General features: G+C 73.3%; 11 protein-coding genes. 1 reads left to right on the forward strand and 10 read right to left on the reverse strand.

Translation table 11 applies throughout. The features are described 5' to 3' along the window. Window positions 1–58: 58 nt before the first annotated feature. From ACO0M4_RS15865 to ACO0M4_RS15900, 8 genes are all read right to left on the reverse strand, one after another. A complete protein-coding gene (locus ACO0M4_RS15865; RefSeq protein ID WP_430370841.1) occupies window positions 59–1303 on the reverse strand; it encodes a beta-ketoacyl-[acyl-carrier-protein] synthase family protein in 1245 nt (414 codons plus the stop codon). Next, on the reverse strand, window positions 1300–1572 hold the full coding sequence (locus ACO0M4_RS15870) for an acyl carrier protein (protein WP_430370842.1): 273 nt from the start codon (window positions 1570–1572) through the stop codon (window positions 1300–1302). Before ACO0M4_RS15870 ends, ACO0M4_RS15865 begins: the two co-directional genes overlap by 4 nt. Beyond that, complete coding sequence (locus tag ACO0M4_RS15875) at window positions 1545–2645, reverse strand: beta-ketoacyl-ACP synthase III (protein ID WP_430370843.1); 1101 nt, start codon at window positions 2643–2645, stop codon at window positions 1545–1547. The genes ACO0M4_RS15870 and ACO0M4_RS15875 overlap by 28 nt, the downstream gene beginning before the upstream one ends. A 27-nt stretch (window positions 2646–2672) precedes the next feature. Next, window positions 2673–3515: an SDR family NAD(P)-dependent oxidoreductase gene (locus ACO0M4_RS15880; RefSeq protein ID WP_430370844.1), complete on the reverse strand. Its 843-nt coding sequence runs from the start codon at window positions 3513–3515 to the stop codon at window positions 2673–2675. After that, entirely contained in the window at window positions 3512–4621 is a 1110-nt protein-coding gene (locus tag ACO0M4_RS15885; RefSeq protein ID WP_430370846.1) for a 3-oxoacyl-ACP synthase III family protein, read from the reverse strand. The genes ACO0M4_RS15880 and ACO0M4_RS15885 overlap by 4 nt, the downstream gene beginning before the upstream one ends. Window positions 4622–4635: 14 nt before the next feature. Further along, entirely contained in the window at window positions 4636–6480 is a 1845-nt protein-coding gene (locus tag ACO0M4_RS15890) for an acyl-CoA dehydrogenase (RefSeq protein WP_430370847.1), read from the reverse strand. After that, entirely contained in the window at window positions 6452–7402 is a 951-nt protein-coding gene (locus tag ACO0M4_RS15895) for an acyltransferase domain-containing protein (protein ID WP_430370848.1), read from the reverse strand. The genes ACO0M4_RS15890 and ACO0M4_RS15895 overlap by 29 nt, the downstream gene beginning before the upstream one ends. A 255-nt stretch (window positions 7403–7657) precedes the next feature. Further along, window positions 7658–8998, reverse strand: coding sequence for a hypothetical protein (locus ACO0M4_RS15900; protein WP_430370849.1), 1341 nt, complete (start codon window positions 8996–8998; stop codon window positions 7658–7660). Between the two features lie 454 nt (window positions 8999–9452). On the opposite strand from ACO0M4_RS15900, the gene ACO0M4_RS15905 reads away from it, so the two are divergent. Then, a complete protein-coding gene (locus ACO0M4_RS15905) occupies window positions 9453–10802 on the forward strand; it encodes a hypothetical protein (RefSeq protein WP_430370850.1) in 1350 nt (449 codons plus the stop codon). 1160 nt (window positions 10803–11962) lie between these two features. Here the strand turns inward: ACO0M4_RS15905 and ACO0M4_RS15910 are convergent. Beyond that, a complete protein-coding gene (locus ACO0M4_RS15910; RefSeq protein ID WP_430370851.1) occupies window positions 11963–12718 on the reverse strand; it encodes a maltokinase N-terminal cap-like domain-containing protein in 756 nt (251 codons plus the stop codon). 224 nt (window positions 12719–12942) lie between these two features. Continuing rightward, window positions 12943–13881: a LysR family transcriptional regulator gene (locus ACO0M4_RS15915; protein WP_430370852.1), complete on the reverse strand. Its 939-nt coding sequence runs from the start codon at window positions 13879–13881 to the stop codon at window positions 12943–12945. Between the last annotated feature and the right edge of the window lie 145 nt (window positions 13882–14026).

The following is a 14026-nucleotide window of genomic DNA, read 5'->3' on the forward strand; positions in this document are numbered from 1 at the left end:
AGGGCAAAGGTGTCCAGCACACCATGCTCGGCATCGGCCGCGCGCACAAATTCCGGCGTCAGGCGGCCGGTCGGAAGGCGAGCACCGTGGTGTGGCCGCCGAAGCCCAGGGAGTTGCTGAGGGCGAGGCGGACGGTCTGGGGGCGGGGACGACCGGTGACCAGGTCGAGGGCGGGGGAGTCGGGATCGCGGTGGTGGAAGTTGGCGGTGGGCGGGACGAGTTGGTGTTTAACGGTCAGCGCGGTGAGCGCGGCCTCGATCGCGCCGGCGGCGCCCATGGTGTGGCCCAGGACGCCCTTGGCCGAGGTCACCGAGGGCGGTGCGGCACCGAAGAGACGGTCCAGAGTGGCGGCTTCTGACCGGTCGTTGAGGGGGGTGCTGGTTCCGTGGGCGTTGACGTGGGCGACATCGGCCGGGGTGGCGCCGGCGCAGCGCAGCGCCTCCTGTGTGGCCAGGCGCAGGCCCCGGCCCTCGGGGTCGGGGACCACCGGGTGGTGGGCGTCGGCGGAAATGCCGTAGCCGGCGAGGCGGGCCTGGACCGGTGCCCGGCGGGCGGCGGCATCCGCGGCGCGCTCCAGTACGAGCACGCCCGCGCCCTCGGCGAGCACGAAGCCGTCCCGGTCCGCGTCGAAGGGGCGGGAGGCGTGGGCGGGGGTGTGGTGGCGGCGGGACAGGGCGCCCATGCGCGCGAACGCGGTGGCGCAGAGCGGGGTGACCATGGCGTCGGCGCCGCCGGCCACGGCGATGTCGCAGGCCCCCGCGGACAGGAGCAGCGCGGCCAGCGCCACCGCGGCGGCGCCCGATGCGCAGGCCGTCGCGGTGTGCAGGACCGGACCCCGGGCGCCGAGGGCGATGGCCAGCTGCCCCGCGCCCATGTTGGGCAGGAACGCGGGGAGGGTGAGGGGGGAGACGGCTCGGGGGCCGCCTTCGGCGAGTTTGCGGTGTTGCTGCTCGTAGGTGCCCACGCCGCCGGCCGCCGAACCCAGGATCACCGCGACGCGGGCGGCGTCCCAGGCGGCCGGATCCAGTCCGGCGGCGGTGACCGCCTCGTGGGCGGCGGCCAGTGCGAACTGGGTGCACCGGTCGTGCTGCCAGGGCCGGGCGCCCGGTACCTGCGTGCGCGGGTCGAAGTCGGGGACGCGGCAGGAGAATCCGACCGGCAGGCCGGCCAGTTCGGGGTCCGGTGCCGCGGTGCCCCGCCCGGCGCAGACCCCCTCCCAGGTCGCCGCGGTGCCGGAACCGGCCGGGGTGACCAGGCCGATTCCGGTGACCGCGAGACCTGCGTCGTCGCTTGGGACGCTCACCGCGGGGCTCCTCCCCGGTCGGCGGTGGCGCCCGCGCCGGACAGCTGTGCCGTCACGGCCTGTGCCACCTGCTCCAGGGTCAATTCGGCGGCGGAGTCGTCCTCCTCCAGAGGGATGCCCCAGTGTTCCTGGAGGGTGACGTAGAGCTCGACGACGGCGAGGGAGTCGAGTTCCAGTGCGGCGAGGGTGCGGTCGGGGCGGATTTCCTTGGCGTCGACCTCGAACTTGTCGGTGAGGACGGTCACGAGGTGGTCGTAGACAGGGGCCATGAGTTCCTCCGGTGCGTGGGACGGGTGGTGGAGACGGTGCGGTGGGGTTCCGGGGAGTGGGCGCGGGGCCGGACGGCCGGCCAGGTCAGGGCGGCGGAAGCCCAGGTGAGTCCGCCGCCGAACGCGGTCAGCAGAGTGGGGGTTCCGGGGCGGATCTGACGGTGGGCGGCGGTGTCGGCGAGGGCCAGCGGGATGGACGCGGCGGCGGTGTTGCCGACGTCGCGGAGGTTGCCGAAGCAGTGGCGGGGCGGGATGCCGACCCGGTCCGCGACCGAGTCGAGGATCCGCTGGTTGGCCTGGTGGCCGATGAACGCCCCGACCGCGGTGGGCGGCCAGCCGGACTTCGCCAGGACGGCGCGCGAGGACTCGGTCATCCGGCGCACCGCCTGCCCGTACACCTCGCGGCCGCGCATCCGGAAGTAGTGGTCGTCGCGGCACAGCCGGCGCCCCGGGTCGGGCAGTCGGGCACCGCCGGCGGCGATCGTGATGAGGTCGCTGCCGGCGCCGTCGGAGCCCCAGTCGGTACTGGCGATCGCGCCGGGCTCGGCCCGGTCCCCGGCGCGCAGCAGCACCGCTCCGGCGCCGTCCCCGAAGATCACCGCGGTGTCCCGGTCCAGCGGGTCGATGATGCGGGAGTAGGTCTCGGCGCCGATCACCAGGGGCCGGGTGCAGACGCCGGTGCGGATCAGCGCGGTGGCGACGGTGAGGCCGTAGAGGAAACCGGAGCACACCGCTGCCAGGTCGAAGGCGGGCACGGTGCCCAGGCCCAGGCGGTGGGCGACTTCCGGTGCGGTCGCCGGGCAGCGCCGGTCGGGGGTGGTGGTGGCGACCAGCAGCAGGTCCGCCGGGGCCTGCGCGGACTCTTGGGCGGCCCGGCCGGCGGCCGCCGCGAGGTCGCCGGTGCTGGTGTCGTCCTCGGCGGCCCGACGCCGGGCGATGCCGGTGCGGGAGCGGATCCACTCGTCGCTGGTGTCCAGGACGCCGCGGCGCCGGACGTCTTCGTTGGTCAGCACGCGCGGTGGTAGGCAACTGCCGATGCCGTCGATCACGGCGGTGGGGCTCACCGTTGTCATGGCGGTATCCCTCGATTCGGGGGGCGGTCAGGCGGTGAACGGGGACGGGGGTTTGGGGATGCCGGCCAGTCCGCCGTCGGGCACGGAGACCCCGCCGTCGAGCACCAGGGCCTGCCCGGTCAGGTACGACGCGGCGGGGGAGGCGAGGAACAGCGCGGCGTGGGCGATCTCGTCCGGTTCCGCCCAGCGGCCCAACGGGACGTGCGCCATCAGCCACTGCGACAGCGGCGCCAGGGAATACGCGAAGGCCGTCATGTCGGTGCGGGTCCAGCCCGGGCACAGCGCGTTGACCCGGATGCCGTCGCGCGCCCAGCCCACCGCCAGACTGCGGGCGAGCGCGATCTGCGCCGCCTTGGAAGCGCCGTACGCCTCCATCCGCGGGGTACCGACGACCCCGGCCAGCGAGGACATCAGCACCACACTGCCCCGGGACGAGCCGGTCAGGTGGCGGTGGGCGCGCCGGCACAGCGCCGCGGTCGCGTTGAGGTTGACCGACAGGACGTGGTCCCAGTCGGCCTGTGCGGAGTCCTGGAGGGGCACCAGGGTGGGGGTGCCGTCGTCCTGGGCGGGCAGCACGCCGGCGTTGTGGACGATGACGTCGAGCCCGCTGAGCGCGGTCGCCGCCTGGTCCACCACCGCCTCCGCGGCGCCCGGTTCGGCGAGGTCGCCGGGGACCAGTACCGCGCTGCGGCCCTCGTCCTCCACCAGCGCGGCGGTCTCCTTGAGCGCGCCCGAACTCCGCGCGGACAGCGCCAGATCGGCGCCGGCCCGGGCGAGGGCCACCGCGGTGGCCTTGCCGATACCGCGGGAGGCGCCGGTGACCAGGGCCCGTGCTCCGTCGAGCCGGAACGGGTCGTGCGGGGTCTTCATGAGGAACTCCTTTGCAACGTGGGAGCGGAGAGGGAGGAAGGGGCGGGGGAGGCGGTGGCCTGCGGTACTCGGGTGGGTGCGATGCGGATGGTGGGCGCCCCGGTCCAGGTCAGCAGGGCGCTGCCCCAGGTCACGCCGGCGCCGAAGACGGCCAGCAGGATCCGCCCGCCGCGCGGCAGCAGCCCGCGGGCTGCTGCGCCGGCCAGTGCGTACGGGGCGCTCGCGGCGCCGATGTTGCCGACCTCGTCACCGACGATGACCAGCCGCCCGGGCGGGATGCCGATCCGTTCGCCGAGGCTGCGCAGCAGGACCGGGTTGGGCTGATGGGTGATGACCGCGTCGATGTCCTGGAGCCGCAGGTCGTTGGCGGCCAGGCTCTCCCGGACCAGCCGGGGGAAGATCTCGACGATGAAGTCCCGTACCGCACGGCCGTCCATGTGGATGTGGTGCCGGTGTTCGCCGAGCGTGGCGGGGCTGGCCGGGATGCGGCTGCCGCCGGCCGGGATCAGGACGTGGTGCGCGCCGGCGCCGTCCGAGCCGAGGCGGAAGTCGGTGAAGCCGGCGCCGTCCGGGACGGGGCCCAGTACCGCGGCCGCCGCCCCGTCGGCGAAGAGCACCGCGGTGCCCCGGTCGGTCGGATCGACGAACTTGGAGTACGCCTCGACGCCGACCACCGCCGCGTACCGCGCACCGCCGTTCCCCCGCAGCCAGTCGTGCGCCACCCGGGCCGCGAACAGCCAGCCGGCGCAGGCCGCGCTGACGTCGAGTGCCACCGCATACCGGGCGCCGGTCAGCGCCTGGATGCGGCAGGCCGTGGAGGGGCCCAGTTCGTCGGGCGTGGAGGTGGCGGCGATCAGTACGTCGAGCTGGTCGATGTCGATGCCGGCGGCGGCGACCGCGGCCCGGACCGCGGCCGCCGCCAGATCGGATGCGGCCTGGTCGGGACCGGCGACGTGCCGGGTGTGCACGCCGGTGCGCTGGGCGATCCACTCCGGGGTGACGCCGGCCGCGGCCGCGATGTCCTGGTTGGTGCGGGTGTCGCACGGGAGGTAGGTGCCCATGCCCAGCACGCCGATGCGCGACACGGGGGAGGAGTACGGGCTCATGACGGCCTTTCCGATCACCGGTCGAGGAAGTCGTACAGGGCGGCGGCGTAGTCGTCGGCCCCCAAGGGCGCCGGAACCGCGCCCGACGGTGCGCCCATCGCCTCGCACAGCAGCGGGAGATGGGGCAGCAGGCGGTCGCACAGGCCGTCGATCACCGCGGGCAGCGCGCGGACGGTGGCGGGCGCGAGGGTGCCCGCGGCCAGCAGCCGGCCGGCCGTCCGACGCGCCTCGACGGCCCCGTACAGTGCGGCCAACGGCCGGAGCACGCACCGGAGTTCGGGGTCGTGAACGGCCTCGACGGCGGCGGCCGTGGCATCCGCGACGAGCCGGGCGCCGTACGCCTCGCCGAGTCCGTGCGCGGTGTCCAGCAGCGGGTTCCACAACTCCAGTCCGGTCCGCCCGGCCTGGACGCCCCGCCGGACGGAGCGCTGCAGCTCGTCCCGCAGGCAGCCCTCCTGGGCCCGCGCGAGCGCCGGCCACCACCCGAGCTGATCCGCGGGAACGTCGACCGGCGGCACGGTGCCGCCCGCCCCGCCACCCCTCTCCTGGGCGAGGGCCCGCCCGGCGTCCAACAGGATCAACTGGCTGTCGCCGCCCGCGGTGTCGAAGGCGTGCGCGAAACCGTGGTAGCCGTCGAGCAGGTTGGGGTGCAGGAATCCGGCCAACCCGCAGCGGTGCTGGCACTCGGCGGCCACCCGCGCGGCGCCACGCACCGTGACCGCCTTGAGTACCGCCAACGTCCGGTCGACGGCCGTCCAGGGGGAGAAGGTCATCCCGTCCGTGCGGCGCGCCGGGGCGCGGTGGGCCGCCGCAGTGCGCGACCGGGCCCAGATCTCCCGCGCGGTCCGGCCGGCGCAGGTCAGGGCGAACGACTCGGCCAGCGCCCCGAGCAACGCATGCTGCTGGTTACGGAACTCCAGCACGCGCGCGCCGGGGGCCAGCCGGCCGTGGGCCCGGCGGTGCGTGGAGAAGCGCAGGGCCGTCACCGCGCACTGGCGGGCCATCGCGGCGACCGCCGAGGGCAGGGTGGCCCACAGGATCTGCCCGACGGACAGGGTCCGTTGGAGCCGGGCGTCCGGGCCGCCGAGCGGATCGTGGAAGGTGCCGTCCGCGTCGATGTGCGCCCGGTCGCGCAGCCACTGGACGTACGGCACCCGTACTCCGTCGAACCGCACCAGCGCGTAGTCCAGCGGCAGCGACGGCAGGCCGATGCTGCGGGAGACCGCCACGCCCGGCCGCGGGCCGACGGCGTCGGTGAGCTCCACCACGAACGAGAACACCCCGCGAGCGGTCCCGTCGACCACGAGGCGGGCGCACACCACAGCGCTCTGCGGCACCCCGGAACCGCCGACGCCGGAGAACTTCGCCGCGCCCGCCACCGGCGTGTCGAGCACGAACTCGCGGGTGTCCCGGTCGAATCGGGCGGTGGTCCGGATGCCCAGATGGCTGCTGGCGTCCCCGACCTCGGTCACCAGGAAGGCGCCCTTGGTGCGGCCGGTGGCCAGGGCCTGCCAGGGACGGCCGAGCGCCGCCGGGGCATCGGTCAGGGTGGCGACGGAACCCAGGCAGAGCACGTAGTGGTTGATGACGGCCATGTACAGAGATGGGTCGGCGAGCGCCACACACTCGCTGACCACCGCGAGCTGCTCCGGATCGCGGAACAACTCGCCCACCGTCGGCAGGTTGTCCACGATCAGCCGCAGTCGCCGGTGCACCCGGTGGGCGGAGTCCTCGGGGGAGTGGGCAGTCTGCTCACGGTCGGCCGCGAGCGCGGTCAGCAGGCGGCTGCGCAGGGTGTAGGGGCGGGAACCGCTGACGATCTCGCCGAGTTCACCGAGCGGTTGCGTGTACGTGGTCATCGTGATGGCTCCAGAAAGCGGCGGCGAGTGCGGTGTTCGGCCGGCTGGCGGCCGGGGCGCCGGGCCGCGGCCAGGGAAAGGTGGGATCGGCGAGCGGCGCGCGGGCGCCGGCCGTGTCGGGCGGCAGGGTCTGCCGGATGCTGTGGGTCAGTGCCTGACCGGTGCCCGCTTCGAAGAACAGGGTGCGGCTGCCGGTGGTCATCCCGCGGAGCACCGGCGGCAGACGGACCGGGTGGACCAGGCAGTTGGCCAGGCCGCGGTGGACGTCGTCCCGGGGACCGTAGGGGCCGCCACGGACCGCGGAGTGCACGGGGATCCGAGCCGGGCGGGGGTCGAGACGACCGATCGCGGCGGCGAAGGCGTCCGCCGGCCCGGTGAGGGACGGGTGGTGGGAGGAGAACGGCAGCCGGAGCCGGGCGGCCGGAACGCCCTGCCGTGCGGCCAACCCCTCCAGGGTCCGCAGGGCCGGCAGTGGGCCGCTGACGACGCTCTCGTCGGGAGCGTTGACGCAGGCCAGGGCGAGTTCGGGGGAGCCGGCGCCGCGCAGCAGGGCCTCCGTGCGGTCCTCACCAGCCCCGATCAGTGTCATCCCGCCCGCACAGCCGGCCAGTTGACGGGCCAACAGACAGGCGATGCGGGCGCCTTCGGCGACCTCGAACACACCGGCCGCGGTGAGGGCGGCGATCTCCCCGAAACTCACCCCGAGCACCTGGTCGGGCACCAACCCGGCGGAGCACAGCGCACGGTGCACCGCCACCGAGGAGCAGAACAGGGCGAGTTGGGGGGTGCCCACACTGCCGGCGGCGAGCTCCCGACCGCTGGGCGGCGTCGCGCTCAGCAATGCCTTCGCCAGCGGCACGATACCGAATTCATCGCCCACTTCTTCGGCTTCCTCGAATACCTCGCGGACTGCTTTTCGCACGACTGTGTGAGTGCGCAGTGCACGACTGAGCGGACTTACCGAGAAGTCGCCCTGCCCGGGAAAGACATGGACGATGCGGAGCGGCGTCGACTTGCGATTCCCGTTGTTGGACGCGGCGGCAGCACACATTTCCTCACCCCATTTCCGGTGGATTCCGGTCGGTGTTGTGCCATTCAACATCCGTGGCCCGGCCTGTGGTCTTCGTTTCACGTCCGAGATTGTTGAAGGGGGTGAACGCGCAGGCGACGCGGCGTCTCAGGAATGCTGAGAAGGTGACGTCGCGGCGAACGCACGGTGCAACACCGCGTTCGCCACCGGGAGTTTGCGGAAGGGCGTCAGCAGCTGCCGCAAGCGGGCCGTGGCGAGATCCGCCGTCCCGGACCGCAGATGGACGTAGTGGTCGAGGAAGGAATTCCACGAGGCACAGGCTTCTTCCACATGGCCGAGACCCATGAGGATTTCCGCGTGCTGGGCATGACTCAGCGCCATGCCCCGGTGCTCCCCGGCGGACCGGTGGGCCAGCGAGTTGGCCAGGGCGGTGCGCGCGGCCGGCAGGTCTCCCGTATATCTGAGGACCGCGGCGCGCTGGAATTCCAGGGAGCCGGGTGAGTACGCGGTGAAAGGTTCCGCCGTGCCCGCGCGCTCGCCCATTGTCAGCGCGCGCTCGGCCCGGTTCAGAGTGTCCCGCGCCGCACGGTGGCGCCCGCACGCCGCCTGTGCCACGGCGAGTTGGGACAGCAGGAATGCCCGGGCCGGGCCCTCGGACGCCCGCGTCGCGGCGGCGGCCTCGGCGGCGTGCAGGGCGATGCGCCGGTGGCCCAGCGCGAGCCCCTGGGCACTCAGCCCGCGCAGTACGACGGCGCGCGCCGTGGCGTCCCCGGACTCCCCGGCGAGCCGCAGCGCGGTGGTGAAATGACGCTGGGCGAGCCCGTGCACGGAAGCGTCCTGATACATCCGGGCGAGCAGGAACGAGAGCCGGGACGCCTCCACCAGCAGGCCGCGGTGCGGCTGGTGGCCCTCCCGCTCGCGCAGCAGCGGAGCGATGTCGTCCGCGAGGTAGGCGGCCAGCGCCGAGCGCGCCCGGCGCCCACCGTGCGCGTCGAAGGAGGCCGAGTAGAAGCGCACCGCGAGCCGGACGACGCCGAGGTCGTCCCCGGCGTCCTGCTCCCCGCGTGGCACCGCGGGCGCCCTTGCCCGGTCCGCGAACCCGACCGTCACCTTCGCCAACTCCGCTTCCCGGTACGGCATCATGCGGGCGGAGGCCCGGCGCGCGGGATCGTTTTCCATGGTGCAGAGCTCGGTGAGCGCGGTGCCGACCGGAATGCTGGAGAGGGGGAGCCGCCCGCCCGCCGGCGCGGACGGCTCCCCGGCGAGCCCCGCCGCGGCGGGGGAGACCGAGCGGCCCAGCCGACGGGACAGCGCCTCCGCGATCAGCTCCGGCACGGGTGGCGCCGGGTGGGTCCCGCTGAGCCAGTGCGCCACGGCCGTGCGGTCGTAGTTCAGGTCGAGGTCTATCTCCGCGGCGAGGGTGTTGACCGTGCGCGCCAACGCCGCCTGCGTCCAGCGGGCCTCTGCCAGCAGGGCCCGCAAGTTCACGTTACGGCGGCGTGACGCCGACACCTAAGGCTCCCGGCACGGTAGTTCGGGTCCTGTTCTGACCACACTGCCCGCGTCAATCCGAGTCAATTCCACGGTCACACCGTGGACACTTGAAGGAGGGGAACCCGAGAAACAGATGATGCGAAAGGAGTTCATAGGGAGTGATGTCCGTAGCTGGTATTGCCGTTGTGCCTGATCAATTTCCTGCCCACCGCTGCCGGAGCCCTTGAGAGTATCCCCGGAATCTTTCCGGGGAAGCCTTACGGTGGCCGGAAAGACGCCTTGCGGACCGCCGCGCCGTAGCCAACAGCCCTCCACCAACGGAACCATGAATCAAGCCGAGGCGGAACGCCGGACCGCGGCGGGAAGCGTGAACGTGTTGAAAGCCACCCCCCGTGACACCGGGCAACCCCTGGCCGGACGGCCTGACAGTGAGCGAGGCAGACTGACCATGACGCCCCAGCGCCGCCCCAACCGCATGCTCGCGGCACTGTTGGCCGAGGCCGACTGGACCGCCACGGACCTCTCCCGCGCCGTCAACGCCCTCGGCGCCGCCCAGGGCTTGCGCCTGCGCTACGACCGCACCTCAGTGGCCCGCTGGCTCAACGGCGCCCGCCCCCGGCCGCCCGCCGGGCAACTGATCGGCCAGGCACTGAGCCACCGCGTCGGCCGCCGGCTGACGCCCCGGGACACCGGGTTCGCCGACCCCGACACCACCGGCGGCGCGCTGATGTCCGCCCTGCGCGGCGGCGACCCGGTCCACCGCCTCGCCGTCCTCTGCCGCGCCGAGACCCACCCCGCGCGCCGGGCGGACCTCGCCCGCACCGTCCTCTCCGCGCCGCCCCCCGTGTTCACCGGCTGGGGGAGCCTGCCGCCGGCCCTGCCCCCGGCCGACCCGCGCGCACCCCAGGCATCCGCCGCCACCCCGGGACGCCTGGAGGCCGTGGCCGTTCACAGCGCCCAACTCGGGGAGCGGTACGGCGGCGCCCACGGCCGGTCCGCGCTGGCGGGGTACCTCGCCGCCGAAGTGGTGCCACTGCTCACCGCCCCGGCACATCCGGCGGTCCGACGCGCCCTCCTCACCGGCGCCGCCCACCTGACCCTCCTCCTGGCCGGCCGCACCTCCGAAACCGGCCACCCCGCCCTCGCCCAGCACCACTACGACATCGCGCTCGAACTCGCCCACGCGGCCGGCGACCGCGGCTCCTACGCGATCATCCTGCGCTGTCTGAGCGTGCAAGCGCACCAGCTCGGCGACCACCACCAGGCCCTCGTCCTCGGCGAGGCCGCCACCGACATCGCGGGATCCGCGGTACCCAGCGCCGTCCGCGCCTACCTGCACGCGGGGCGCGCCGTCGTCCGGGCCGGCGCCGGCCAGAACCGCGCTGCGACCGCGGACCTGCTGATCGCGGAACAGCACCTGGCGCGCGCCACCGGCCCCGAAGGCCCCTTCACCAGCTACCCGGAGACCGCACTGCGCTACCAGCGCGCCGAAGTGCTCTCATGCCTGGGCGATCACAAGGCCGCCCTGACCGAACTGGGGAACTCCCTCGCCTGCCGGCCCGCCGACCACCACAAGGCCCGCACCCTGCTGCACGCCCAGCTCGCGCACACCCTGCTCGCCCTGCACGACGTCGACGCGGCCGTGGACCACTCCCTCCGCGCCCTGCGCCACCACCGGCAGCTGACCGCGGGGTCCGTGCACGGCACCCTGCCCCGGCTGGCCCAACGGTTCGCGCCCCATCAGCGCAACCCCCACGTCAAAGCCTTCCGGGAGCGTCTGCGCGCGACGGCCCGGTGAGGTCGGAACCGGCCCCCTCCGCAGCCCCCGGACCGTGCCCCCGCCCCTCCGACGACCGGTGGTCCTCCCCCTCGCCGGCCGCACGCACCGCGGGCAACCCGCCCAGCAACACCATCGCCACGTCCACAGGATCGGTCACAAGGCTATAAGGGGGAGAAGGCGCCCCGTTTCGAATCCCGGCGCGCCCAACCCGACCACACTGTTCACCCAGAAGCAGGCAGCCCGCCCCACCGGACCACGCCCCGCCCACCGCTCCGGCACCCCGGAACTCCGCCCCGCCGCAGGGAAATTACCCACCACCGCGCCGAACCCGGCGACGCCCTCCAGCCCAGCCACGTTCCAGCCGAGCCCCGTTCCAGCCGAGACGGTGCGCCGGGAAGGTCGTCCGCTCGACCACGATCCAGCACAACTACCGTCGATCCAGCCTTGGTTGACGCGACGTCCAGCCACCCGGCCAGCGCCACGCCCACGACCACCGCCGCGCCCACGACCGCCGGGGCCGGTGAACAGGAGGAGCGCCCCGCCGAGGACGAGGGCACTACGGGTGCCGGTGCGACGGGCGAGCAATCACCAGGACGTGGTCAGTCCCGCGATGGTGGCGTCACCGCTGATGGACCGGGCCGACGGGGTGCGGGCGACCCGGTCTGGGGGTGAGTCCGGAGTCGATCGACTCGTGACCTTGACAACGGGTGGTTGTTCCTCGTGGGCAAAGCGTCCCGATCCCTACCCATCAAGCAATCAACGTGGGCAATCAACGGGGGAGACGACACAGCGGGTGGTTGTGCGGGCGAGAGGCGAGAGGTACCCGTACCCAGCATCGCGACGTGACTGGGGACCCGGACGTTCGCAGGGGATCCGCACGTTCGCCGGGCACCCAGACGTTCGCCGGGGATCCGGACGTGCATGGGGCATCCCGACGCGCATCGGCATCTGGACTTGGAACGGGCATCCCGCCGGCCCCGACGAGGTGATCAGCGCTCGGTGCCGTCGATTACGCCCGGCGCCGCCCGGTCCAGATGGGCCCGGACCAGCGGCAGGGTGACGCTCTCCAGGCCCCCTCGACATTGATGACGGGATGGACGTTGACCTCGAAGACGCAGTCCCCGCCCGAGACCGCGAGGTCCACGCCGCCGAACGGCAGACCGGCGGCACGCGACGCGTCAGCGGTCCGACGAGCGGAGGGCGACGAACAGGCCGCGCTGCTCCGTACCGTCGCCCGACTGCCAGACACCGGCGACGGATGCCAGGCGTCCCGGGGCGTCGGCCGCCTGGGCGGCGGACCCGGCCTCAGCCACCGGTTCCAGTACGCGCGCGATGTGGAGTATGACGGTGGTCCGAGCCGGCCCCGACCGGTGGTCGTCCGGCTCCGCTTCCGGTTCCTCTTCCAACTCCGTGGTGGTTTCCAAAGTGAGGTCGGTGCCGTGCGGACCGTTGGCGACGCCGGCTGCCCCCAGCACTCTCGACGAGCCGAATCCGGCGCCGGCACCGGCACCGACGTGACGGGTGACGGATTCGTCCCGGACGTTGCTGGCGTTCTGCGCCTGCGGTTCGGCGCGCCCCTGGAGCAGGGCGAGCAATTGGGCGGCGAGCACGGGGTCATGGGTCCCGTCGTAGATCCAGCGCCGGCCGAGTATGCCGTGCTCGGTGGTGCCGACGAGGGCCTGCTCGGCACCGTCGAGCGGGGCCCCGCGGTAGGTCAGCGGGATGAAGTAGGAGCGCGGAACGTCACCGGACCGGTCGGTGACCACCATGCATTCGATGCCTACCTCGCCCTGCGGATCGTCGATCCGGAAGCCACCTGACCTGGCCAGCTGCGGTGCCTGGGGGCTGCCCTGGTACCAAGGCTGGCTCGGCAGCCAGGCGGTGAGAACCTCCAGCTTGGTGGGCTTGAGGGATGTGTTGTGGATAACAGCCATGCCCTACCAACATCATCCCGACGAACAACATTCCCCAACATTGCCACTCCTCGATAGCGCCACTCCGCGACAGTGCCACTTCTCAGCAGCGCCATTCGTCGGCAACGCCGCTGCCTGTATCAGGCCACGACGAACCGCAACTCCGGGCGTTCCCAGCCAACCTTCGGCGGTCGTCGCTCCGCGGCCTCGCGACTCCGCGGCCCGTGGCCCGTGGCCCCGTGGCCTCAACCGCCTTCCGCAACCGGCCCGTTGTCGTCCTTCCGGCCGCTCGAATCACCCAGCCCGTCCAGGCAGCACTGTACGAAGTCCTGAACCACGGGGTTGGTGTCGTCGGCAGGTGCCCAGGCGACCCCCACCTGACTGGGGCTGACGCCGGTGACCGGCCGATAGGTGACGCCGGGGCGCGCGTAGAAACGGGCGGCGGATTCCGGGGCGAGGGCGATGCCGTAGCCGTTGGCGATCGCGGTGAGCCAGTCGTCCGGCTGGTCCGTGACGGCGCCGATGTGGACCGGGTGTCCCTCGCGTTCGTCGGTAGCCAGCCAGTAGTCCCGCCAGCGGCCCGTCTCCGGCGGGGCGGCCACGAACGGCTCGTCCCACAGTTCGCGGAACGGGATCACCCCGTGCGCGACCAAAGGGTGGGTATCGGCGAGCACCACACAGCGGGGTTCGGCGAACAGGGCCACCACGCGCACGGCGTCCTGGCCGGGGAACGGCAGCCGCACCAGGGCGACCTCGACCTCCGCATCGGCCAGTCCGGCCGATGGGTTGGACCAGGCCGCCTGTCGCATCTCGGCCCGCCAACCCGGTCGGCGGCGCGCGAACTCCGCGACGATGCGCGGCGTCGCCTCGTTGGCGCCACTGGCCACGAAACCGACCCGCAGTACGCGCTCCGCCCGGCTCGCCGCGGCCTTCGTCTCCCGCAGAGTCCGGTCCCAGTCGGCCAGCAGCGCGGGCACCCGCTCCGCCAGGGCACGCCCCGCCTCCGTCGCGGCCATCCCGGTCCGGGACCGCGTGAACAGGCGTACCCCGAGCTGCGTCTCTAATTGCCTGATCTGCTTGGTCAGCGCCGGCTGGGACACGAACAAGCGCTGCGCGGCACGGGTCAGGCTCCCTTCCTCCGCCACGGCGACGAAGTAGCGCAACAGTCGGGTGTCGACGTCCATGCCGTCAGGTTATAGCTGCAGGTATTGGACGCCGGCTCCTGGCGCGACGAGCCTGGTCACAGACGGACCGCAAGGTGCTGACCGCATGGCACTGACCGGACGGTACTGGCCGCGCGGACGGGCCGTACGGACGAGACGTCCAGGG

This window comes from Streptomyces sp. RGM 3693, from assembly GCF_050471125.1.
Taxonomy (GTDB): domain Bacteria; phylum Actinomycetota; class Actinomycetes; order Streptomycetales; family Streptomycetaceae; genus Streptomyces.